Source organism: Peribacillus sp. TE19612 (assembly GCF_056279465.1).
In genome coordinates this window covers 11,705-34,888 of sequence record NZ_JBWCCL010000023.1, presented here as the reverse complement: position 1 = coordinate 34,888, position 23,184 = coordinate 11,705, and the positions used below count along the sequence as shown (strand labels likewise).

General features: G+C 39.6%; 17 protein-coding genes, 1 rRNA gene and 1 riboswitch. Of the genes, 15 read left to right on the top strand and 3 right to left on the bottom strand.

Annotated features, from left to right (window positions below; all coding sequences use genetic code 11):
- Positions 1 to 90: ribosomal RNA gene (gene rrf / locus ACZ9AO_RS24925) — 5S ribosomal RNA — on the top strand; the annotation flags it as partial.
- Positions 91 to 346: 256 nt separating this feature from the next.
- A complete protein-coding gene (locus ACZ9AO_RS24920) occupies positions 347 to 1,186 on the top strand; it encodes a tyrosine-type recombinase/integrase (protein WP_476111014.1) in 840 nt (279 codons plus the stop codon).
- Between the two features lie 217 nt (positions 1,187 to 1,403).
- On the opposite strand, the gene ACZ9AO_RS24915 is transcribed toward ACZ9AO_RS24920, so the two are convergent.
- A complete protein-coding gene (locus ACZ9AO_RS24915; protein WP_476111012.1) occupies positions 1,404 to 4,535 on the bottom strand; it encodes an efflux RND transporter permease subunit in 3,132 nt (1,043 codons plus the stop codon).
- Positions 4,536 to 4,724: 189 nt separating this feature from the next.
- On the opposite strand from ACZ9AO_RS24915, the gene ACZ9AO_RS24910 reads away from it, so the two are divergent.
- The 8 genes from ACZ9AO_RS24910 to ACZ9AO_RS24875 all read left to right on the top strand — a co-directional run bounded on the left by ACZ9AO_RS24910 (position 4,725) and on the right by ACZ9AO_RS24875 (position 14,633).
- Positions 4,725 to 5,603, top strand: coding sequence for a TetR/AcrR family transcriptional regulator (locus tag ACZ9AO_RS24910; protein WP_476111010.1), 879 nt, complete (start codon positions 4,725 to 4,727; stop codon positions 5,601 to 5,603).
- Between the two features lie 132 nt (positions 5,604 to 5,735).
- The gene (locus ACZ9AO_RS24905; RefSeq protein WP_476111008.1) at positions 5,736 to 6,629 is read left to right on the top strand and encodes a diacylglycerol/lipid kinase family protein; all 894 of its coding nucleotides are present in this window, start codon (positions 5,736 to 5,738) and stop codon (positions 6,627 to 6,629) included.
- 128 nt (positions 6,630 to 6,757) lie between these two features.
- A complete protein-coding gene (locus tag ACZ9AO_RS24900) occupies positions 6,758 to 7,420 on the top strand; it encodes a hypothetical protein (protein WP_476111006.1) in 663 nt (220 codons plus the stop codon).
- A 14-nt stretch (positions 7,421 to 7,434) separates the two neighbouring features.
- Positions 7,435 to 8,694: an efflux RND transporter periplasmic adaptor subunit gene (locus ACZ9AO_RS24895; protein WP_476111004.1), complete on the top strand. Its 1,260-nt coding sequence runs from the start codon at positions 7,435 to 7,437 to the stop codon at positions 8,692 to 8,694.
- Between the two features lie 198 nt (positions 8,695 to 8,892).
- Positions 8,893 to 9,040, top strand: a riboswitch (cyclic di-AMP (ydaO/yuaA leader).
- Positions 9,041 to 9,213: 173 nt separating this feature from the next.
- A complete protein-coding gene (locus ACZ9AO_RS24890; RefSeq protein ID WP_476111002.1) occupies positions 9,214 to 10,476 on the top strand; it encodes a cation:dicarboxylate symporter family transporter in 1,263 nt (420 codons plus the stop codon).
- Between the two features lie 530 nt (positions 10,477 to 11,006).
- Positions 11,007 to 11,789 carry a hypothetical protein gene (locus ACZ9AO_RS24885; protein WP_048679928.1) on the top strand — a complete coding sequence of 261 codons (783 nt, stop codon included), beginning with the start codon at positions 11,007 to 11,009 and terminating at the stop codon, positions 11,787 to 11,789.
- A gap of 226 nt (positions 11,790 to 12,015) precedes the next feature.
- Entirely contained in the window at positions 12,016 to 13,098 is a 1,083-nt protein-coding gene (locus ACZ9AO_RS24880) for a D-alanine--D-alanine ligase (protein WP_202317157.1), read from the top strand.
- 152 nt (positions 13,099 to 13,250) lie between these two features.
- Positions 13,251 to 14,633 carry a UDP-N-acetylmuramoyl-tripeptide--D-alanyl-D-alanine ligase gene (locus tag ACZ9AO_RS24875; RefSeq protein WP_476111000.1) on the top strand — a complete coding sequence of 461 codons (1,383 nt, stop codon included), beginning with the start codon at positions 13,251 to 13,253 and terminating at the stop codon, positions 14,631 to 14,633.
- A gap of 50 nt (positions 14,634 to 14,683) precedes the next feature.
- Here ACZ9AO_RS24875 and ACZ9AO_RS24870 read toward each other — a convergent pair whose 3' ends face one another.
- Positions 14,684 to 15,835 (bottom strand): PP2C family protein-serine/threonine phosphatase, encoded by a 1,152-nt coding sequence (locus ACZ9AO_RS24870; protein WP_476110998.1) that lies wholly within the window; start codon positions 15,833 to 15,835, stop codon positions 14,684 to 14,686.
- A 1,234-nt stretch (positions 15,836 to 17,069) separates the two neighbouring features.
- On the opposite strand from ACZ9AO_RS24870, the gene cshA reads away from it, so the two are divergent.
- The 3 genes from cshA (at position 17,070) to ACZ9AO_RS24855 (ending at position 20,709) form a co-directional block, all read left to right on the top strand.
- Positions 17,070 to 18,569, top strand: a complete 1,500-nt coding sequence (cshA, locus tag ACZ9AO_RS24865; RefSeq protein ID WP_251544062.1) for a degradosome RNA helicase CshA — start codon at positions 17,070 to 17,072, stop codon at positions 18,567 to 18,569.
- Between the two features lie 210 nt (positions 18,570 to 18,779).
- Positions 18,780 to 19,253 carry a PH domain-containing protein gene (locus ACZ9AO_RS24860; protein ID WP_476111017.1) on the top strand — a complete coding sequence of 158 codons (474 nt, stop codon included), beginning with the start codon at positions 18,780 to 18,782 and terminating at the stop codon, positions 19,251 to 19,253.
- Positions 19,246 to 20,709, top strand: coding sequence for a PH domain-containing protein (locus tag ACZ9AO_RS24855; protein WP_476110996.1), 1,464 nt, complete (start codon positions 19,246 to 19,248; stop codon positions 20,707 to 20,709). Before ACZ9AO_RS24860 ends, ACZ9AO_RS24855 begins: the two co-directional genes overlap by 8 nt.
- 26 nt (positions 20,710 to 20,735) lie before the next feature.
- Here ACZ9AO_RS24855 and ACZ9AO_RS24850 read toward each other — a convergent pair whose 3' ends face one another.
- Complete coding sequence (locus tag ACZ9AO_RS24850) at positions 20,736 to 21,326, bottom strand: rhomboid family intramembrane serine protease (RefSeq protein ID WP_048682037.1); 591 nt, start codon at positions 21,324 to 21,326, stop codon at positions 20,736 to 20,738.
- A 108-nt stretch (positions 21,327 to 21,434) separates the two neighbouring features.
- Here ACZ9AO_RS24850 and acpS point away from each other — a divergent pair, with 108 nt between their 5' ends.
- Positions 21,435 to 21,785 carry a holo-ACP synthase gene (gene acpS, locus ACZ9AO_RS24845; RefSeq protein ID WP_048682039.1) on the top strand — a complete coding sequence of 117 codons (351 nt, stop codon included), beginning with the start codon at positions 21,435 to 21,437 and terminating at the stop codon, positions 21,783 to 21,785.
- 242 nt (positions 21,786 to 22,027) lie between these two features.
- Positions 22,028 to 23,032, top strand: a complete 1,005-nt coding sequence (locus ACZ9AO_RS24840) for a LolA family protein (RefSeq protein WP_476110993.1) — start codon at positions 22,028 to 22,030, stop codon at positions 23,030 to 23,032.
- The last annotated feature ends 152 nt before the right edge of the window (positions 23,033 to 23,184 follow it).

Here is a 23,184-nt window from a genome sequence, read left to right as displayed (position 1 = left end):
ACCCGTTCCCATTCCGAACACGGCAGTTAAGCTCTTCAGCGCCGATGGTAGTTGGGGGTTTCCCCCTGTGAGAGTAGGACGCCGCCAAGCCATTTGAAAAGACCAGCCATCCGGCTGGTCTTTTTCGAGGTCGTTATCTTCAGTACTTATTATTTAAACCTGTTAAAGACCTTAAAGAAAGTTATATGCAGGGTAAATGGTAGGACATACTATTAATGCATCTGAATTTCTACAGCTATCTGTCTTATCCATATCAGTTTAAGACAAAGGGGCAGAATTCTTCGTTTCTGTAGGGATATATGTTAAACTTAACATAGTTCTGAAACTGTCATTGGGGGAATAGCCGATGGATACCTCTGCTAAAGATGAAATGATTTTTTCGTTTGCTGAATGGTTGAGAGACCAAGGCAAATCAGCTAATACGATCAAAACGTATACTGGTGTCCTTTCACAGTTTTGTGACCAGACACAAATGATATTGATGGAGATCCATTCTGAAGATGTTCAGGGTTATCTTGATTATTTAGAAAATTGCAAGAAAAGCCCAGGGACAATCGAAAAACACTATATCGCATTAAATGTCTTCTTTAAATTTTTAGGCAAACCGCAAGTGATGCTTTCTGTGGAACGTAAAGTTAAGGAGCACAAGCTTGAGGTACCTGAAACTTTAAGCCTCAATGAGCAGCAGATACTGTTAAGAGATATAGAAGCAGAAGGAAATCTAAGGAACATTGCCATCGTCTACCTTTTGTTACATACTGGAATTCGTGTATCCGAATTATGTGACTTAAATGGCTGTGACGTCATCATGGAAACAGACCGAAATTATATACTTGTCCGGAACGCAAAAGGTGAAATCGACAGATCCGTACCCCTTACGATATCGGCTATACAACATGTACAAAATTATCTTTTTTCTTTAAAAGAAAAAGCAGATCCGCTATTCATCTCAAGCTATAATCAAAGGATCACTCCGAGGTCAGTTCAATATATATTGAAAAAATACAATGTGCATCCGCATAAACTGCGACATACTTTTTGTCAAAGGTTAGTGGATAATGGAATAGATATACAAACGATATCCAAGCTTGCCGGTCATAAAGATTTAAACGTTACGAAGCGTTATCTAAAAGAAAAATCGCTGGATCTGGCAAATGCGATAGATCAAACTTTCACCAAACACTAATATATAGAAATTAAAAGGGGAAGCGAGATCTTTCCTTTTTTTGTTTAAACAAACAGATATCATTGGAAATGACGAATAGGACGTTTTGTCTTAAGAGACGGGACAGGTTGAAAGAAGAGGAATATAGTTCAGTCAAAAGGGCCGAACATATTGATGCATTGTTGAATCAAAAAGGAGGGGATTCCTTATATCAGGAATCCCCTCTTCTTTTTCTTCGTTACTTAACTGTTTTTTTCTTCTTTTTACCTATTTTCATTATAACTTCATATACTACCGGCACTATTACAAGTGTTAGCAATGTAGAACTCACCAGTCCGCCGATAACGGTAATTCCCAAACCTTGTGATATTAATCCGCTGCCTTCCGCACCGATTGCCAGAGGTATTAAAGCGCCGATTGTGGCAAGGGCAGTCATCAGGATAGGGCGTAGACGGGTGGATCCTGCCTCGAGTAAAGATTCCCTGGTAGATAGCCCGGATTCTTCATTCTTGATAACGCGGTCCACTAATACGATGGCATTGGTCACGACGATACCAATAAGCATCAGGACACCCATCATTGCCGAAACGCTGATGGTCTCACCTGCAATGAATAGCCCTGCCAATGCCCCGATTACCGTAAATGGTAAGGAGAAGAGAATGGCTATTGGTGCTAAACCACCATGGAAAGTAACGACTAGGACAAAGTATACGATAGCAACTGCCGCTAACATAGCGATACCAAGTTGAGTGAATGATTCTTGGATATCTTCCGTCACTCCGCCGTAGTCTATAGATACGCTTGCAGGAAGATCTAATTTATCAACTTCCTTCTGTACCTCAGCTGTCACTGCGGCCACATCATCCGATTTGATTGTTGCAGACACGTCGGCATAAATTTTTCCATCGCGGCGGCTGATTGTATCGGAAGCTTTGCCTTCTTCGATTTTCACAAGCTCTTTCAATGGGATTTCCATTCCCATTGGAGAAGAAATTTTCGTATTCTCTAGATCTTTTTTGTCTTCGAATGTCGTTTCTTTTGTCTCGACATATACTTTGACTTCTTCTCCATCTTTCTTAATGGTAGTTAAAGCATCATCTTTATTCGTATTGGCAATGGACATGCCAATTTGTGCAGCTGTCAGTCCAAGGTCACTTAGCTTTTCTTGGTCTGCCACTAGAGTGTATTGCTCATAAGCATCCGAAAGACTTGTATCAACATCTTTTAAATCTTTGTTTTTCTTCATGATATTTTGAATATCATCAATTACCGGTTCAATATCTTTTTGTTTATTTCCGTAAACAAATAGAGTGGTTTCGTTGCTTGATGTTGACGTGAAATCTTGTTGTTTCCATGTTCCAGGTGAATCAAGTTCAGTTAATTCTTTTATGACGGCTTCTTTTTTGTCCCCGAAATTTTCGGTGTCTTCGTCATAGAGTACATAGAAGAGAGCCGAGTTACTCGAGCCGCCCATCATGCTGCCGCCCATCATGCTTTCACCAAGTGTGTATTGAACGGTCTTCACATCGTCTTTATCCATGAAGTATTTTTCCACTTTTTCTGTTTGCTTTTCAATATCCTCTTTTAACTCTCCAGGTGCGGGAGTGTAAGTTACGATGATCGTTTTTTCTTCATCTGCAGGCATGAAGCTGACACCGATGCTTGGGATTAGGAATAAGCTTCCAACTAATAATACAATGGCTGTACCGAAAGTGATTAGCTTATGGTTTAACGACCAATCCAGTGATTTTCGATAGAATGCTGATAGTTTGCTTGGCTTTTCTTCATGTGATTGTAATTCTTTTTTAGATAGTCCCTTTTTAAATAAAGAGTCTGCCATTGCCGGAACAAGTGTGATGGCGATTATTAATGAAGCGACTAATGCAAACACCATTGTTAAGGCGAATGGCATGAATAGTTCCCCGACAGGTCCTGTAACGCTTGCTAAAGGCAGGTATACGGCTACAGTAACGATTGTCGATGAAAGGATAGGGATGAACATTTCCTTAGTGGCAGATCGTATTAATTCGCTTCCTTTTAATTGTTCGCCTTTTAAAGCCATTCTTCTATAAATATTTTCTATGACGACAATGGAGTCATCGACGACTCGGCCAATCGCAACGGTCATGGCCCCAAGTGTCATGACATTCAATGAAATATCCATTTGTTTGAGCACCAAAAGGGCTGCTAACAGGGATAATGGAATCGAAATGACGGAAATGAGAGTCGTTTTAAAGTTCCTAAGGAACAGCATGATAACAATGACGGCAAACAGACAGCCGAAGAGTGCCTTGCTGATCATGGTTTCAACAGAATCTTTAATCGGTTTAGCTTGATCGAGAGTAGTGTGTACACTTACCCCGTTAAATTCTTCTTTGAAATTCGATGCTTCTTCATTTACTTCGTCGACGATTGCAACTGTATCGGCATCAGGTGATCTTGTAACCTGAATTCCAATCGATTCGCTACCGTTTGTTCTTGAAATCGATTCAGCCTTACCGGTGATTTTAACATCGGCAATGTCTGATAATTTCACATTTTGCATTTGGGCAGGACCTGTTGCCATTTCAGGAGATAATTGATTGGTTTCCTGTCCAGTTTGTGCTGGAGCTCCTGTTTGCGGGCCGCCGGTTAAAGGTATCTTTACATTTTTCAGGTCCTTTAATGTGGAAATGTTTCCATCCACAACGATCGTTTTCTCTTTATCATCAAAGTTATATATGCCAAGGGGCATACTGACGTTTGCGGCCTGAATAACCTTCTTTACGGTTTCTTCATCGAGCCCGTATTGAGCCATCTTGTCCTGGTCGAATACAAGGCTGCCTTCATTTACTTGCTGTCCGGAAATGGATACGGATGTCACGCCGTCAATTCCTTCAAGTTTAGGTACTAACACCTCTTCGACATTTTTTGTAAGGGCTGGTAAATCAGAAGCCTTATCTGTTACACTGAGTGCGACGACAGGAAAAGCGTTTAATTCTAATTTAGATACGCTCGGGTCATCTACTCCCTCTGGCAGTTCCAATTTCTCTAAAGCTTCTTTCACTTCTTTTACTGCATCGTCCATATCCGTATCATAATCATATTGTAATTGGATGGAAGAGGCATTGGCCATGGACGAAGAACTGACTAATTCGACTCCTGGCAAATTTGTTACTTTTAGCTCAATCTGGTCTGTGAGCTTATCTGCTACTTCTTCAGGTGCAGCTCCAGGATAAACAGTGGAGATGCTTATTAAAGGAGTGGAGATGCTTGGTATGGTTTCTTGTTTCATGTTTAAACCGGAGTATAAACCAGCTGCAACGATGATGATGGTAAGCAACCAGATTGCCAATTTATTCTTTAATGAAAATTTAATTATTGAATTCAAGCTTGTACCCTCCATACATAAAATTGTGACCAGTCGGTCACAAACTCAAATATATAGTATATGGATTATGATTGCAACAGATAATATCCGTTAGTGTTAACGTTGTGATTTCAAGGGTTTTGGGATACAATTTGGAAGATGTGACCCATTGGTCACCAATGGACAATTTTAAGAGATAGGATGAATTTGATGAAAGAAAAAAATAAGATGATCATAGATAAGTCTGTAGAGCTTTTCGCGGAGAAAGGCTATCATGCAACTTCGGTTCAGGAAATTGTTGAAAAATGCGGGATAGCAAAAGGGTCCTTTTATAATTATTTTAAATCGAAGGAGGAATTACTAGTCTCCATTTTTAAATTTTATTATGAAGCGTTGACAGACTCATTACTTGATCTTGAACTGGATGCTTCATTGTCCAGTAAAGACAAATTCATGAGGCAGATCACTGTTCACATTGAACATATGACGGGAAATACCAACTTGATTCAAATGATGATGCAGGAACAAATGGTTCATATCAGCAAGGAACTAGATGGATTTTTACATTATATCCATGAAGAGGGCTTGATTTGGTTCAAGCGTAAAATCATTGAGTTATACCCGGGACTTTCATCTGATCTTCTGCCCGATTGCACCATAATTTTAGATTCGCTTTTCAAAGGATATATTGGAATATTGATCAGAAAGCAAAATGCTTTCGATGTGGAATTGTTACCTAGCTTCATTTTGAATCGGATGGATTCCATTGTTGCAAGCCTGGAGAACATGGAAGATCCATTATTGAAACAATTTCCCCTACCAGGTTGCTCGATGCGGGATGTGAGCCCAAAAGAAGAAATCCATTCGATTATCGCCAGGATGCTGGAAGTGGAAACACGTAAAGAAGAGGGAATGGAAACACGTAAAAATACGGAAGCTTTAAAGGCGCTCCAGGAAGAATTTTCAAAAGTTAAGCCGAGCTCCATCATCTTGGAAAGTCTTTTGTTATTTTTGGAAAAAAATGAAAAGAGGAGTCCCTTGTGTTCAAAGCTTATCTTAATGATGAAGGATTATTTGTTGTATATATGAAGGCTTTACTGAAAGGGGCGAATAGCCTCTTTTTCATTTAAATTTTTAATGAGTTTTAAAAGCGGAGATTTAGGAAAAAGTAAAAAGTGATGGGAAGAAGACCATTCTTTCAATAATATGGGGGCAAGAATCATGCGATGGAAAAAGGGAATGCTGATTTATAATAAAAATGCAGGGGATGATAAACTCGAAAGGAATCTTGAGGAGTGTCTTCCGGTATTAGCTCCACATATTGATGAGTTTCTCATTCTACAAACCAAGCAAAAAGGCGATGCATGCCGTTATTGTTTGGAATATGGTGAAGAAATGGATGTAGTTTTCGTATTGGGAGGAGATGGAACGGTACATGAGTGTGTAAATGGCCTTTCACCCCTTCAGAGGCGGCCGTTGTTTGGGATTTTACCTGGAGGGACTTGCAATGACTTTTCCAGGACATTAAAGATTCCTCAAAAAGTTCGTCAAGCTGCGGAAGCATTAGTAAATGGCAAGGTTCGTCCAATTGATATTGGGAAGTCCAATAATGATTATTTTTCCAATTTCTGGGGAGTGGGACTTATTTCAGATGCTTCAAACAATATTGATGAGCAGGAAAAAAGCAGGTTCGGAAAGATAGGATATTTATTAAGCGCTGTAAGGACGATTGGTGAGAATGCTCCCTTTTCCTATAAACTAGAATATGATGGGAATTTCATTGAAGGGGAAGCCGTTATGATTTTGGTCTTGAATGGTTGTTTTATCGGCACTAATTTATTACCCTTCCCCATGATTAGTCCAGACGATGGGCTCTTTGGCGTTGCCATCTTGGAAAATGCAAGCCTTGGTGCATTTTTAGAAATAATAGCGATGAAACGTTCATGGACTGAAAATATGAGTTCTGACTCTGGGGTGACTTATTTACAAGCAGGTACCTTGACTATTGAATCCAAGAGGCCGCTTGATGTGGATATGGATGGAGAGAACTATAGACAAACTCCTTCGCGCATTAAAGTCCTCGCCCACCATTTGTCAGTATTAACACCAAATTAGTATGAGGATTACATTTGAAGGGAAAGGCTTATGTGTTTTTTTTGTATATTCATTCCTTATTTCTGCAATTGTTTCCAAAATAGGATAAAATGTATGATGATATATCATTTTTTGCAGGAGGACCAATTATGGTGTACCAGGTCGGATTGTTAAAGGGCATTTTAGAGCCTTATCGGAGTCGTTATCAGCTGCAAAATGCAGAGGCAGTCACAAAGCTTGGATTGAAATTAATAGTTTTATATTTACTTAGTCTTATAGTATTTGCCGTTGGGGGATATTTTGGCATTGGTTCAGAATCATTCTCCAAAGAAATCACGAAGATGAGCGCCAATGAATTCGAAGCAGCAAAGTTGCTGATTTTGAGCGGCAATATAATAACAGGAATAATCGACCCTTCCATATACATATTTTTAGCAGCTCTATTCTTTTGGATCGTTACTGATATCCCCTATATAAAATTAGTTATCGTTCAAATGATTCTTTTTGGCTTGCAATTAATGGAAAAAACATTATTGATTCCCTTATTCGTTTTAATGGATATAGGTAGCGATGCCAATCCTTTTTCATTGGGGATCATCAGTCAGTATTTTCTCAGAAGTGATTATTTCATTCACTTTTTCAGCGGAATTACCATTTTTCAATTTCTTATTATTGCTTTGCAATATTTTTATTTAAAGGAATTTACAGAACGTAATAATTATTTGGTCCTTTTAATGATTGTTCTATTCTATTTGGCCACATGGTTTGTTAAAGCCTTTTTAGGATACATCCAAGTAGGCGTATTTGTATAAAGCGGGTGAAATGAATGAGCGGTAAATGGAAAATAGCGGCGGTCTCCATTGCGTCGATAGTGTTAATAACCGTTAACTTATACCTTATTGAAAAAAAAGAAAGCAAAGTGGAACGGACGGTTTTCGTTGAAAACTGGACTAAGGTAAAAAAAGATACAATTACGGATACTATTCAAACAAATGGGGTAATTAAACCAGTAGAAGAGTATGATATTTATTTTGATGCCAAGAAAAATGATTTTAAGAAATTCCTTGTAAAAGAAGGCGATGCGATTACGGCTGGCTCCTCGTTGTTTGAGTATACGACGACCGAACTTGATGCGCTTAAAGCGAATTTGGAAGCGGAGAAAACGGCCGCCGAGGGGGAAATTGCAGGGATTGAGGAATACATAGGGAAGTTGAGGTCTTATCAGGGGACCATGACCAGTGAACCTGAAGCGGCAATTGATGAATCGGTGGAAAAGAACTTGAATATTGATATAACGACAAGCTCTTCAGATCTTATTAAAAGTAACATTGAGCAAGAAATGTACAAGCAGGAACTAGAAAAAAACAGGTTGGATGAAAAAGTGAAAATGCTTGATGCTAAATTAAGTTCGATTGAGGAGCAGTCCAGTGCAATTGTAACGACGAGCGAGGCTGATGGTGTCGTTAAAAATATCAATAAAAACCTGAATAATCCCATTATATCCATTGTTTCGACAAATATGGCAATTGAAGGGAATTTCTCAGAAGAGGAAATGAAAAAGGCTGAAGTGGGTATGACTATAAAAGCAAGTTCCTCTGATTCAAAAAAGGCATTGAAAGGGAAGATAGGCCGTATCCATTCCTATCCCGCTGAAGAGCCATCATTAAAAAAAAATAACAGATTTCCATTTCAGGCTTTAATCGAACCGGAAGGCGAAGAAACGGAACCTTTGTTGGTGGGATCGAAAGTGAATCTTACTGTAATAACCAATGAGAAAGCCGGTGTACCCTCCATTCCGATAGAGGCCGTACAATACCAAAAGCAGCCTTATATTTACAAGTTGACTAATAAAGGCCATGTGGATAAACATTACATTACAAAAGGTCTTAAGGCTGAAGGGAAGCAAGAAATCATAAAGGGACCGTCTGTAGGTGACGTCATCTTGCTGAAGCCGAATGCGGCAGTGAAGAACCATTCTTATTTTATTACCCCGATTCAATTTGAAAAAGTGAAAGCTGGAACTTATAAAAAATTCACCTCTAGGGAAAAAGTAAGATATCTGTTACTTGGCATTCTGGAAAAATAACCGCTTTTTTCACAAGAGAGGTGATGTTAAATTAGGAATTAATTATATCGATATAACTTAATTGATTAAAAATCGGGAAGCGAAATTATAGATACAACAGCCTTTAATGCAGAATATTCAGACATATTAAAAGATTTTTTCTAGAACTGATGCGAATAAATATTTACAGATTATCATTTTTAGTATAATATTTTATTATAAGTTAACTCGCTTAATCTTATTCCAAGAACGGGGGACCCATTTTTGTGGAGTTTATCCGCTAGGGGTGAATTCAGAAATGAAAGGGCATTTGTGTTTCCAATTCCTAACCCGACAGCTAACCTCGTCAGCGTCTTTAAGGGAACATGTGTGAATATTCACGCCAATAAGAAATCGACACATGAAGTGTCTTTTTTTTCGGCGTAAAGACAGAGTTTTTCAAAAAAAGAAAAATTACTTTCTTTTTATTAGTATCTTGTTTCCCTTACCGAGACAAAAATGTTTTTGCATCAAAGACTTTATGGAAGGTGAGGAAAGTAAATGAAGAAATTCAAATTAAGTTTAGCTAGCCAAATTTTCATTGGTTTAATTCTAGGGATTATCGTTGGTGCCATTTTTTATGGTAATGAGTCGGCCCAAAGCTTTTTACAGCCATTCGGAGACATTTTCCTACGAATGATTAAAATGATCGTAGTGCCGATCATCGTATCCAGCCTTATCGTTGCAGTTGCCGGTGTAGGTGACTTGAAAGCGGTAGGAAAACTAGGTGCTAAATCATTATCATACTTTGTTGTCGTAACTATGATAGCGATTGCTGTTGGTTTAATTTCAGCGAATATCATCCAGCCTGGTGCTGGTGTGAATATGAATAACCTGGAACAAACTGATATCTCCACATATGTTGATACAGCAGAAACTAAGCAGCATGAATCGTTCGTAGATACACTTGTACACATCGTGCCATCCAATCCAGTTAAAGCCATGGTAGAAGGCGATATGCTAGCGATCATTTTCTTCTCCGTGTTGTTTGGACTAAGTATTGCGGCCATCGGTGAAAAGGGTAAACCAGTATTCCGTTTCTTCCAAGGTGTAGCTGAAGGAATGTTCTACCTAACTAACATGGTCATGAAATTCGCTCCTATCGGTGTATTTGCACTAATCGGTGTGACTATCTCCAAGTTCGGTTTGGAATCTTTAATTCCGTTAGGAAAGTTAGCGCTTTCTGTTTACGGAACAATGATCTTCTTTGTAATTGTCATTCTGGGTCTTATTGCAAAATTTGTAGGATTCAATATCTTTAGTTTGATTAAACTTCTAAAAGAAGAATTGATTCTTGCTTTCTCTACTGCAAGTTCAGAAGCGGTTCTTCCGAAAATCATGGAAAAAATGGAGAAAGCGGGATGTCCGAAACATATTGCTACATTTGTTATTCCGACTGGATACTCCTTTAACCTTGATGGTTCTACATTATACCAAGCGTTAGCAGCTATCTTCATCGCTCAAATGTATGGAATCGATTTAAGCATGTATGAGCAAATCACGCTAATGCTAGTGTTAATGATCACATCCAAAGGGATTGCGGGTGTACCAGGTGTATCTTTCGTAGTTCTTTTAGCGACATTGGGAACTGTCGGTATTCCTATTGAAGGTCTAGCATTTATTGCCGGTATCGACCGTATTCTTGATATGGGACGTACAGTGGTAAACGTTATTGGTAATTCACTTGCGGCAATCGTTATCTCTAAATGGGAAGGTCAATTCAACCCTCCCTCCAAAAAAGAACTAGAACAACAAGTTTCTTGATACAAAAAATCCAGAGTGAAATGTCACTCTGGATTTTTTTATTGAATGAAAAAGCGCTTCCTTAATTTTTCTCGATGACTGTAAAACTCTGCTTCCTTCAGGTGTTATGGAGGGAACTACTTCTTGACGCGTCTTCCCGGATGTCAAAATACCCCCAAATGCATAAAGCCTTTCATCTTGTTTACCCCAAAACCAAATCATTTCCTCTTCCTCCCAGAAGGTCATGTGTTGTGAAATGAAACTACCTTCAGGCTTTAAAATACGGTTGATTTGACTAATGTCGGGTATTTTGCGCTGGGGATCATCAGCATAAAGGGGAGCGGCCACATGAAATGAGTGAATGAATGATAAAACCATTCATGATCCATTCTTCGAATTCTATATTTTTTCCTATTGGTTAAAATGGATTTTGATTCATGTAATTTAAACGATGCAGATGATGATTAATATTGGGGTTATATAACTTACGTGAAACTCCAAAAGTTTGATAAAATAACATTATTGATTGAGAGCTCGGAGGGGGTCAGGTTATGAAGAATGATAGCAATGATATCTTATACATGTATATGCAGGCTTCCGAACGGTTTGTCCTTTTTAATGGACTCAATTTTCGTGAATTCGTCAATTCGCTTCCGTATACCTTGGATTCGATCTTATTATTGAAACATCAATTCGATGGTGGGGAATACAATTTGAATGTCCTGCTTGAGAGCGCTTCATCTGAAGCTATTGCGAAGCTCGTTAAAGAAAATGTCCGGGCATATGGAGATTTCTGTTGGATCGATTTTGAAGAAGCGGAAGGGCTGGATGAATTGGATGGAAGGGAAATAGCGGAACTTTTATATTTAGGACATGCTAAAACCCATCTGGATCCCCCGTTTTTCCGTAAATTGAATAACCAATTTGTGTACCTTGCCCAGGATGATGGCTGGTTCAATAAAATTTATTTTCGTTCTCTTTCGACATATTATATGATGTTAGGAAGTCTGATTCCGCTAAAGCTGGAGCCATTAAAAGTAGAGAGGACGTGGCTTGGAATCAGAAAGAAAAAAGAGCTGACGGCGATTCCTGCAGAAATCATTGCTTCTTTGGCTCATATTCTGGCAGAGGGGCTCGTTTTTTCCTTTCGGGATGTTAAGTATACTAGAACGAAAATTGAGATACCGGCATGGGTCGTAGGGGATTATTTAAACATGGATGAGATGCATGATTCCTTTTCGGATAGAGATAGTAAGGAGCCCGATGCATTTATTATCTTCAATCGAAAAGAGAAGATTTGGGAAAGTGTTATTAAAAATACACCATCCTCCTAATTTTATTTGAAGTCCTTGAACTTTTTAGGTGTAAGACTTACCGTCTCATGCATAAAAGATAAGAGAGGGAAACGTAGAGGTGTTCACAGGATGTGGCGGTTTTATCCTGTGTTCTGCAAAATAGTAATCATTGGAAAAGCCTCAATGATGGAAGTTTCGCTTTATCCGTTTTAGTGTAAAGTGATACAATGAACATGGTTAAAAGAATATTGGAGGGTAATAACTCATGAAAACTAAACTTGGTTTGCTTTATGGTGGAAAATCTGCGGAGCATGAGGTTTCTATGCAGACGGCTTTAGCGGTCATTAAAGCTCTCGATTTAGCAAAGTTTGATATATATCCGATTTACATAACAAAAGATGGTTCATGGATTAATGGACCAAAGTTAACAGGTCCTGCCGAGAACGTGGAGGCATTGACATTTTCACCGGAAAAATCGAGCTCGCCTCTTGCCTTGCAAGCACATTCAACTGATGAAAATAGTGAATCAACAGGGTATGACGTAATTTTCCCATTGCTTCACGGACCGAATGGAGAAGATGGAACCGTACAAGGGATGCTGGAACTGTTGAACCTTCCTTATGTAGGGAATGGCGTTTTAGCTTCTTCAGCAGGAATGGATAAGGTCATCATGAAAAACATTTTTGCCCAGGCGGGACTTCCTCAAGTGAAATACACTTGGTTCATTCGTTCTGAATGGGAGAAGAATACTGAAAGTGCCATCAAAAAGGTAGCGGATGAATTGGGGTACCCTTGTTTTGTCAAACCTGCCAATTTAGGCTCAAGTGTCGGTATCAGCAAATGTAATGATGCTGATGAACTGGAAAAAGCGGTAGCGGAAGCTTTTCAATTCGATCGGAAGGTCATCATTGAAGAAGGGGTCATTGCTCGTGAACTCGAGTTTGGTATTCTTGGTAATGATGAACCGTCTTGTTCAGTGGCAGGCGAAATCATCCCTAAGAAAGATTTTGCCTTCTATGATTATTCAGCAAAATATGTAGACGGTAATTCAGCGATGGTCATTCCGGCGGAGATAACGGAAAGCGAGTATGCAGCTTTATCCGAAATGGCCATTACTGCCTTTAAGTCATTGGATTGCTCTGGATTGGTTCGCGCAGATTTCTTCTTGACGCATGAGGGGCAAATCTATATTAACGAAGTGAATACAATGCCTGGGTTTACTCCTTTCAGCATGTTTCCGTTATTGTGGAAGCACACAGGTGTCGACTATCCAGCGTTAATTGAAACACTCGTGAAACTTGCCTTGGAACGTCATCAGGAAAAACAACAAATCAAATATACAGTTTGATCATGCAGGTAAAGTATCAGTAAACTCCACAATCCATCAAGCCTTGATTTGATGGATTCCAATCAGCAGGAACCGGTGCGATTTAAACTGGTTTCTGCTTCGTTTGGTTAACGGAGAGCGATTAACGGTTCGATGAATGTAGGAGGAACAAAATGATAAAGAGAACGTTAAAACAAGTACATGAAATGGCAGAGGGATTGAATGATATCAGTCCATTCCAGTCCAAAGGAATTAATGGGGTTACCATCGATTCAAGAACGGTTAAGGAAGGATGTTTGTTCATTCCGCTTAAGGGTGAGCAGGTTGACGGCCATCAGTATGTCAAGCAGGCTTTAGCGCAAGGGGCTGCAGCTTCCTTTTGGCAAAGGGATGTTCCGAATCCTCCTGATGATTTACCGATAATCATTGTCGAAAACACTGAGAAAGCACTTCAGCAATTGGCGCGTTCTTACCGCCAGGAGTTGAATATAAAAGTCATTGGGATAACAGGGAGCAACGGTAAGACCACTACGAAAGATATGACCGCTGCGCTGCTGGCCACTGCCTATAAGGTTCATAAAACAAATGGAAACTTCAATAATCATTTAGGTTTGCCGTTAACGGTGCTTTCTATGGCAGAGGATACGGAAGCGGCTGTTTTGGAAATGGGAATGAGCAGCCGCGGTGAAATCGAGTTCTTATCCAAAATGGCAAAGCCTGATGTAGCGATCATTACCAATATCGGTGAATCACACTTATTGGATTTAGGATCACGCGAGGAAATCGCGAATGCGAAGTTGGAAATTGTCGAAGGTTTGGCGAAAGATGGAACGTTGATATATCATGGTGATGAACCATTGCTTCGCGATCGGATCAAAAAGGATTTTCCTGATTTAAACGTAATATCTTTTGGACGTACGGAACAAAATGATTTATATCCACAGGCCATTAGCCAAGGGGCAGACAGTACCACGTTTACAATCGCAAGCGGTGATAAGGAAATCGGTTATGAGATACCTGTTTTAGGTCATCATAATGTTCTTAATGCGTTGGCTGCCATCTTGGTTGCTAAAGAATTCAATGTAGATGATTCGACGATCCGTAAAGGCCTATCGACCATTCAGTTAACTAATATGAGGATGGAATTGGTTGAAGGCGCAAAAGGGCAGAAAATCATCAATGATGCATATAATGCCAGTCCAACTTCAGTCAAGGCGGCAGTGGAGTTGGTTGAGGGCTTATCTGGATTCGAGAATAAGATCCTTGTATTGGGAGATATGTTGGAGTTAGGGCCGCAGGAAAAAGACTTTCATACGAAAATTGGTGAATTGATTTCCAATGAGCGGATTGATAAGATTTTCACATATGGTCCTTTAGCCGAGTTTATTGCCAAGGGAGCGAGCAAGTCTTTTTCATCGGAGCAGGTTCGCCCTTTTCAAGATAAGCAGGAGCTTATAGAGGAACTTAAGTCGTCCACACAGGAAAATGACATCATACTTGTTAAAGCTTCCAGGGGCATGAAGCTGGAGGAAGTCGTTCAAGCTCTACAAAAATAAAAAATAAAGAAAAGGCCGTTTCTTTTTTGAAACGGCCTTTTTTATTGTGTTTAAAACAGTGTCCCGGCTATAATGCAGATGTCATCGTTAATCACTGAATGCCTCATCCTTGAGACCAATAGCTTCTGAAGAAGGTCATTTGTATCGAGATGGACATTTTCAATGAATTCCCTCTCGATATTGTCAGATCGGTCAATGGCGGAAGGTGTGGGCGTTTTAGACAGTCCATCTGTAAAGATGATGAATCGGCTTCCTGGTTCATAATGAAAGACTATTTTTTTCATGGGCAATTCGGGGATCAGTCCGCTTGGGGTGGCCCCTTCGTTTAAATTGAGAATTTGGTTGGTGCATGGGGAATACAAAAAGGCTGAAGGAAGTCCGTAGTTCACATATTCGATGAGTCGATCCTTTGTATTCACGTATGCGATGAAGGCTGTAATACGAGCATGTTTTTTGTTTTGCCGATTAACTCCTTGAAATAGGTCCTGAATATGTTTGCCCAGTTCCTCTGTTATGTAAATGGGGTCTTTTACCCGTTTGATAAGGTCGGGCATCAAAGCCCTTATGGACATGTTTATAAGGGCTGTGTGGATGCCTTTTCCAAATACATCGATCATGATGAAACCGTATATCCTGTCATCAACCTCCGCCCAGTAAAATAAATCCCCAGAAAGGTCACTCGAAGGCTGAAAAAGGCCTTTGATCTCTATATCTTCATTATTGATCGACAAAGGTAAACTTGAAAGTTGAATGCCCTTTGCAATTCGCAGGCTCCTTGCCGATTTTTGGTGTATCTTTTCAAGCTCTTGCCCCTTCAGTTTTGCCGAAAACAATTGCATGCTGATGTTTTTGAGTGACTTTAATTTAATCCGGACTTCTACTGAATCGGCAGGGACTGCCATGGTTTCATAAAAGGTCTTTTCCGGTAAGGCCTGAGGGGAATCCATTCCTAAAGCGCGTTTGTAAATGAATAAGATAGGGATTTCGTGAGATTCAGCTAAGGCGAATAAAGAAGTTTGCTGCCAAGAATCTTTTGATATGTGTAAAGGCAAAATAAATAATGATTTCATTAAGTCCGATGAATCTTCGAATAGATGACTTTGATTGAGTGGATCCTCCAAAAAAGTGACTTTCTTGTTCATTTTCTTTAAGATTCGACCAAAATCCTTACATAAAGGAACATCTATTGTGAATATGTTCATATAACCCCCCGTTGATTTGTTGATAGGTCAATCATACTGCATTTAGACTTAATTACTATAATTTTTAGACAAAAAGATGTAATTTTCGGAAAAATGAATGATCCCATATACCTGGAAATTCAATCATGATAAGCCCTTTCTTCCAACGGGGGCAACCGTGGAAGGGTGTTATCATTAGATTTAATCCTTCCTGAAAAAGGTTTGTTGAAACTATTTGATTTAAACTCATATCATATTTATAAATGGATGTTCGTTTTGTGAAAAATTCACATGGATATAGTAAGTGGTCTGGAATGGTTTATCCCGAACCGTTATTTTAAAACAGGAATAGGTTACTGAAACCCTCCCAACTGGATTCCTGAAGCCAACTGTCGTTTCCAGTCTGAATCCACTTACGCATGATAGGTTATAGTAACTAAGGTAATTCTGTTGAATAAATCAGCTGTACATTTATCAGGTGGTGATATCCAATTTCACAGTTTTTGAAACGATCCAAAGTTTTAGTAACTCTGAATGGGGCGATATCCTTTATTGCATTAACAGTTTGAAAATGGTAATATGAGTATGAGTTTAAATGTCTTATCATTGATGATTATTTAAATTAATCAGGTTGAGGCAACAAAATTGTATGTTCTTACATGTTTCATGAGTTCATTCTTGAGATTATTTTAGATTAAATAGGCCGCGCGTCTGGTCATATATAAAAGCTGCATCTCTTGGCGGCTTTAGTAGCTATTAGGGAATCAAGCCGCATTTTTAGCGCTTTTCCACTTCTGCAAATCCTCAACGCACCGGGCCTGTTTTGTATAAGAATCTTGGCTCTCGTCAAGTTTTGTTCATCCAGCCTTTTTAAGTTTGATGAATAATAGGTGCAGCAGCCCTCACCTGAATAAAACGGTCAAACACCGTTTATGCTACTTTTAATTTTCCATATTGAATTTAATTTTGGTTACATGTACTTTTAAAAAGATGAGCGTAGGTTAATGATAAGTTTACACGTGCGCGAAATTAAAAATGCCAGTGAATGTCCGTACTGGTATATTTCCTTTTTAAAAAATCATATTGAGTTCATTTGAACTAAAAGGCAGACATACTTTTAGGTGATAATGATAAACTTTTTATTAAGAGATAAAGAAGAACATCCGTCATGATGATGAGGATTTGAACTAAAACATCTGTGCATGATCCATGAATGCACGTGTAAATTTACGATATAAAAAGGAGTACGAAAACATTGACATTGTTTAGCGAATTAGGATTAGATAGAACGTCCATGAAATCAATAGAAAAAATGGGATTTGAGGAAGCGAGCCCGATTCAATCCCAAACGATACCTCTAGCACTTGAAGGTAAAGATATAATCGGTCAAGCGCAAACAGGAACAGGTAAAACAGCAGCATTCGGTATTCCGTTGATGGAAAACATCGATATCAATAACGAAAACGTGCAAGGGATCGTCATTGCACCTACACGTGAGCTTGCCATTCAAGTTTCCGAGGAACTTTTCAAGCTTGGTTACGGAAAACGTGCTCGTGTACTTGCAGTTTATGGTGGACAAGACATCGACCGTCAAATCCGTGCTTTAAAGAAAAAACCACATATTATCGTTGGTACGCCTGGTCGTCTTTTAGACCATATCAAACGTAAAAATATTAAATTAGGCGGAGTTCACACTGTAGTTCTTGATGAAGCGGATGAAATGCTTAACATGGGATTCATTGAGGATATTGAATTAATCCTTTCAACGGTTCCTGATGAAAGGCAAACATTGCTTTTCTCAGCTACAATGCCTGATCCGATCCGTAAAATTGCTGAAAGATTCATGCAAGAACCAGTTCTTGTACGTGTAAAAGCAAAAGAAATGACAGTGGATCGTATCGAACAATATTACTTGGAGTTAAAAGAAAGTGAAAAATTCGATACACTTGCACGCCTTTTCGATATTCAAACACCGGATCTTGCGATCGTCTTCGGACGTACGAAACGCCGTGTAGATGAATTGGCATCTGCATTGAATATCCGCGGTTATATGGCTGAAGGCATTCATGGTGACCTTAGCCAGGCAAAACGCCTTTCTGTATTGAAAAAATTCAAAGAAGGAAGCATCGATGTACTTGTCGCTACTGATGTGGCTGCACGTGGACTTGATATTTCCGGCGTAACTCACGTATACAACTTTGATATCCCTCAAGATCCGGAAAGCTACGTTCACCGTATTGGACGTACAGGACGTGCGGGTAAACACGGTATTGCCATTACGTTTGTAACACCAAGGGAAAGAGGCCAACTGCATGCAGTTGAACATACAACGAAAAAACGTATGGAGAAACTTAAGACTCCTACGTTAACTGAAGCGTTGGAAGGTCAACAAAAAGCAGTAACGGAAAAAATCCTTAATACAATCGAGAATGAAGATTTAACTTTATACCTTGGTCAAGCGGAAGAGTTATTGCAAAAACATAGCGCAGCGGATTTAGTTGCAGCCATGCTTAAATCAATGACAAAAGAACCGGATCAAACGCCTATCAAGTTAACGGAAGAATCTCCATCTCCAATGCGTCGCAATCGCGGAGGAAGCGGATCTACTGGCAACAGACAGCGCAATGGCCGCAGTTCTTCAGGCAGAAAAGATTACGGCAGCGGATCAGGGAAACGCCCAAGCACGAACCGTAAATCGAATGGTTACGGAAACCGCAGCACGAGCCAAAAAAGAGAAAAAACTAATAAGATTTAATTGAATTGGGAATGCCGCTCATTTGAGCGGCATTTTTTTATGTGCATCTCCAACTCTTCATGAAGGTATCCGCGGTATTTGGATGGAATGCTCACAGCCTTTGTTTGAAAAGGGGTTAATTTCCAGTATTTAAATATAGTATAATGGATGAAAGCAAGGATGGATGATGATGATTCAATTAGCATTACCTGTCCGGAAGAGGAGAAGCACATGGAACCTGAAAATCGTATATCGAATAAGGCCTTAACCGTATGGAAAATCAGTGGTCTTATAAGCAGTTCAATAACCTGGATTATAAGCATCGCCGTACTCGTGCTTACAATCATTTTTGATTGGACATATTGGGTGATTGGCGCGTTGGTCCTAATTTCGATAATCCAATCCTATCTGGCTATCTCTCTGATTCCGTCGGTTAAATGGAAGAGGTGGCGTTACGAAGTAAGAAATACTGAAATTGATATCCAAAGTGGTATTTTCGTCATTAAAAGAACACTCATACCCATGATAAGGGTTCAGCATGTTGAAACGAAGCAAGGGCCATTATTAAGAAAATACGATTTAGCCTCCGTTGAAATTTCCACTGCAGCGACTCTTCATGTTATCCCTGCCTTGGACCTTGCAGAGGCAGATGAATTGCGGCATTATATTTCGAGAATGGCAAGTGTGGAGGAAGAAGATGTCTGATCCTAAAAGGCTTCACCCCATAGCTGTATTGCTTAACATCATTAAATCGATTAAGGAGTTAGTTATCCCTTTTTTATTAGTGGTCGTCATTCCTGGGAAGAATGAAGGAATTCCCGGATGGATACAACCGCTGGTCATTGCCATTATTATACTTTTGATTATAGGGAATGCATTCTTGCAATGGTTACGCTTTACATATCGGATAGAAGAGGGCGAATTCAGAATTGAGTCCGGGGTATTCGTAAGGAAGAAACGATATATAAAGTTTGATCGGATTCATAGCATAGATATATCAGAGGGTATCATCCAGAGGGTATTCAGCCTGGTGAAGCTGAATATTGAAACGGCAGGCGGGTCTCAGGCGGATGCCGTATTATCAGCCATAAGCAAAAGTGATGCGGATCGAATCAATGCTTTTATAAGTGAGGAAAAAAATGCGTATAACCCATTAGATACGGATAAAGATGAAGTCGCGGATAATGAATTTGCAGCAAAATCATCTTCCGTTTTTAAGCAGACGCTGCCGCAGTTATTCGCTATGGCTGCCACTTCGGGAGCGGTAGGTGTCTTCCTATCCGGGGCAGTCGCTTTTATTTCACAGTTCGATGAAATGATACCTTTTGAGAGAATATTTAAGGATTATGAAGATTTTATTGAAATGGGGACCTTCATTCTGACCTTGTTTGCCCTTGTGGCTTTATTGGCGGTTTATGTGCTGGCCACATTAAGTATGGTAATTAAATACGCTTCCTTTACCGTGATAAAAACGGATGAGGAGATCGTTATTTCCAGGGGGCTTCTCGAGAAAAGACGGCTGACAATCCCTATCCATAAAATTCAAGGTATCCGGATCATGGAGAATTTAATTCGAAAGCCATTGGGATTGGCGACGGTTTATATTGAATATGCGGGAGGGAGCATGGAAGATAAAGAAAGTCTTTCCATCATGCTGTTCCCTTTAATCAGGAAGAAGCATTTACAGAAGAAAATCCTGGAAATTTTACCGGTTTATGAAACGGATACGGAGATGACACCAATACCCAAGCGTGCACTTTCCCGGTATGTGTTTCGAAAGTTTTTATACCTCATCCCGATCATCGGTGCCTTGGTATGGTTTTTCAGACCTTGGGGTTATCTTTCCTTCTTGCTTGTACCGTTGGCGATTTTTTGGGCATACATGCAATATAGAGATGCAGGTTGGAGCATAGAAGGGAATTTATTGCTATTGAGCAGCCGTTTTATCTCGAAGCAAACATTGATCATGCAGAGAAGCAGAATTCAATCAATCACATATAAAAAAAGCTGGTTTCAGAATCGAAAAGAATTAGCCACCATTACAGCATCGATTAAATCAGGAATTACCTCCCGGGTCGGTATGGTTGCTGATGTGGAAGAAAAGGAGTGCCTAATAATTAAATCATGGTATTCACCTAAAAAAGCAGTCGACTCCCAATGATTGAAAGGAAGAGTCGGCTGTTTGGCCTACCATTTTTTTCTTAAGAATAATGGAGCTGTTAAAAAGCCGGTTGCCATTCCAGCCAAATGACCGACAACGTTGATCTGCGGTTGGATGAAAGTCATGATAATGGCAATTCCGGTCAATGTATATACTGTATTTCTTTCGTTGTTCGTAAAATTGGTTTTATTGAACAGTACAAGATATAGAAAGAATCCGAGTAAACCAAAAATTGCTCCGCTAGCACCTACGTGGTTATATGTCAGTGGGTTAATCAGGAAGGTTGCGATATTGGCAAGGATCCCTGTCGATAAAAAGAAGATTGAAAACTTGAAGGCTCCAAGTAATTTCTCCAGGAATGGACCAAAGATGGCAAGTGAGAATCCATTAAACAGTAAATGTGTAAACGTGCTATGTAGAAAGATGGGGGTGATCAAACGCCACCATTGTCCATCAGCGATGTATAAATTCACACCTGTGCCATAATAAAAGAGTACATTGCCGGGAAGTACGGGGAAAAGGACGAGAACGAATACAAGCATCATAATGAGTATGAGCACAGTTACAGCTCGATAAGAATTTGCATATTCGCGGAAGCTTTCTGTTCTTGTAAACATAAATTCCTCCTATATATCGTTTTTAATTAGATACAATATTATCATTTTCAGGTAAAAGAGTCCTCCTAATGATATGCAACTTATTAAATTAATAGAAGAGGTGTCAAAGTGATTAAAGGTATAGGCGTGGACATTACTGAGTTGGATAGAATGGAAACATTGATTAATCGGCAACCCCGTTTAAAGGATCGTATATTGACGGAAAGTGAAATCTTGATTTTCGAAAAGTTAAATGGAAGAAGGAAGGTCGAGTATTTTGCTGGGCGTTTTGCGGCAAAGGAGGCTTTTTCAAAAGCGAACGGTACAGGGATCGGTAAACACTTATCCTTTTTGGATATTGAAATCATCTCGGATGATAAAGGAAAGCCGGTGATTTCTAAGCCGTTTTCTGAAGGGGTCCATCTTTCGATTAGCCATAGCAGGGATTATGCGGTTGCTCAAGTCGTAATTGAAGGGTGAGTGGAGTTTTGTCCAATCGGGTCATAAACCTTAAGGTTGTCTCATATACATTTAGTGCTATAGGGAGACAAGGCCCGGTAAAAGGTACATGGCAGAGTAGGTGCTCTCGAAAAGTTTTTAGCCGGATCGAGAAATGGTCCTGTCTAAAATACTGAGGAATTTAAGACATCAGTCGAGCCAATGTCCGGATCCTGCCTTTTCCTCTCCCTTTTACGTTCAAATGACAAAAAGGGGTTGAAAAGATGAAGAAGATGGTAATGCTTTTTGCAGGGATCATGCTCTTGCTTGCTCTTTCTGCTTGCGGCCAAAAATCGCAGAGTGATGTAGTGAGTGAATTGAATGAGAAGCTTGGTGAAATGAAAGGATATAAAGCTAACGCGAAGATGACATTAAAGATGGGGACGGAACCTCAAGTGTATAATGTGGAGATTTGGCATAAGGACCCTTCTTTTTACCGCGTGAATCTGAAAAATGAAGAGAAAGATCAAAGCCAGATGATATTGAAAAATGATGATGGTGTATATGTTTTGACGCCTGCTTTGAATAAAAGTTTTAAATTTCAAAGCGAGTGGCCGGAGAACAGCAGTCAGGCCTATTTGTTCGAGTCGTTGGTGAAAGACATTACGGAAGATAAAAGTGCGACATATAAAGAAACGGATAAACATTATGTCTTTGAAACGAAAACGCGCTACCAAAACAATAAAATGTTACCATATCAAGAGATTACTATAAACAAAAAGGATTTATCCCCAGTCAGTGTAAAAGTCATGGACCCTGATAGGACCGCTTTGGTTCTTGTTGAATTCTCAAAAGTGAAATTCGATACGAGTTTTGATAAAGATTCATTTGACATGAAGAAAAACATGACAAGTGCACAACTTGAAGCTCCCGTTATGGCAGAAGTCCAAAATGAGGGGTTTGCAGTGAAATACCCTGAAAATATTGGTGATATGAATTTAACGGAAGAAAAAGAAATTACGACGGAAAAGGGAGAACGTGTCGTTTTGACCTATGAGGGTACAAAAAGTTTTACATTAGTTCAGGAAAAAGCTGAGGTAGTCCAAACTTCCGTTTCGACGAATGTGAATGGAGAACCTGTTGATTTGGGTTATACTGTCGGTGCTATGACGGGAAATACGATTGCATGGACTTTTGAAGGTGTCGATTACATGCTAGCATCAAAGGATTTGACACAGGAAGAGATGATAGGAGTCGCCCGTTCGGTTGGGGAAGATCCAGTCAAATAGGATTACATAACAAGCTGATGTTTCCCGTCTCCTTACGAAGGTTTCTTCTGGGTAGGATAGGCGGGGAAGCGGCTTGTTGACATTTTTAACCCATTATTTGATTTAGGCTGGCAGCTGGGAAATGAGGACCAAGGTGAAAAAGCACTTTATCT

What these genes read in the sequence shown, in the direction of transcription:
- ACZ9AO_RS24890 (WP_476111002.1), top strand. Translation starts at nt 9,214, where the DNA reads ATGAAGAAATTCAAATTAAGTTTAGCTAGCCAAATTTTCATTGGTTTA.
- ACZ9AO_RS24860 (WP_476111017.1), top strand. Translation starts at nt 18,780, where the DNA reads ATGGAACCTGAAAATCGTATATCGAATAAGGCCTTAACCGTATGGAAA.
- ACZ9AO_RS24895 (WP_476111004.1), top strand. Translation starts at nt 7,435, where the DNA reads ATGAGCGGTAAATGGAAAATAGCGGCGGTCTCCATTGCGTCGATAGTG.
- ACZ9AO_RS24855 (WP_476110996.1), top strand. Translation starts at nt 19,246, where the DNA reads ATGTCTGATCCTAAAAGGCTTCACCCCATAGCTGTATTGCTTAACATC.
- ACZ9AO_RS24880 (WP_202317157.1), top strand. Translation starts at nt 12,016, where the DNA reads ATGAAAACTAAACTTGGTTTGCTTTATGGTGGAAAATCTGCGGAGCAT.
- ACZ9AO_RS24910 (WP_476111010.1), top strand. Translation starts at nt 4,725, where the DNA reads ATGAAAGAAAAAAATAAGATGATCATAGATAAGTCTGTAGAGCTTTTC.
- ACZ9AO_RS24905 (WP_476111008.1), top strand. Translation starts at nt 5,736, where the DNA reads ATGCGATGGAAAAAGGGAATGCTGATTTATAATAAAAATGCAGGGGAT.
- ACZ9AO_RS24875 (WP_476111000.1), top strand. Translation starts at nt 13,251, where the DNA reads ATGATAAAGAGAACGTTAAAACAAGTACATGAAATGGCAGAGGGATTG.
- ACZ9AO_RS24920 (WP_476111014.1), top strand. Translation starts at nt 347, where the DNA reads ATGGATACCTCTGCTAAAGATGAAATGATTTTTTCGTTTGCTGAATGG.
- ACZ9AO_RS24900 (WP_476111006.1), top strand. Translation starts at nt 6,758, where the DNA reads ATGGTGTACCAGGTCGGATTGTTAAAGGGCATTTTAGAGCCTTATCGG.
- ACZ9AO_RS24840 (WP_476110993.1), top strand. Translation starts at nt 22,028, where the DNA reads ATGAAGAAGATGGTAATGCTTTTTGCAGGGATCATGCTCTTGCTTGCT.
- ACZ9AO_RS24850 (WP_048682037.1), bottom strand. Translation starts at nt 21,326, where the DNA reads ATGTTTACAAGAACAGAAAGCTTCCGCGAATATGCAAATTCTTATCGA.
- ACZ9AO_RS24870 (WP_476110998.1), bottom strand. Translation starts at nt 15,835, where the DNA reads ATGAACATATTCACAATAGATGTTCCTTTATGTAAGGATTTTGGTCGA.
- ACZ9AO_RS24885 (WP_048679928.1), top strand. Translation starts at nt 11,007, where the DNA reads ATGAAGAATGATAGCAATGATATCTTATACATGTATATGCAGGCTTCC.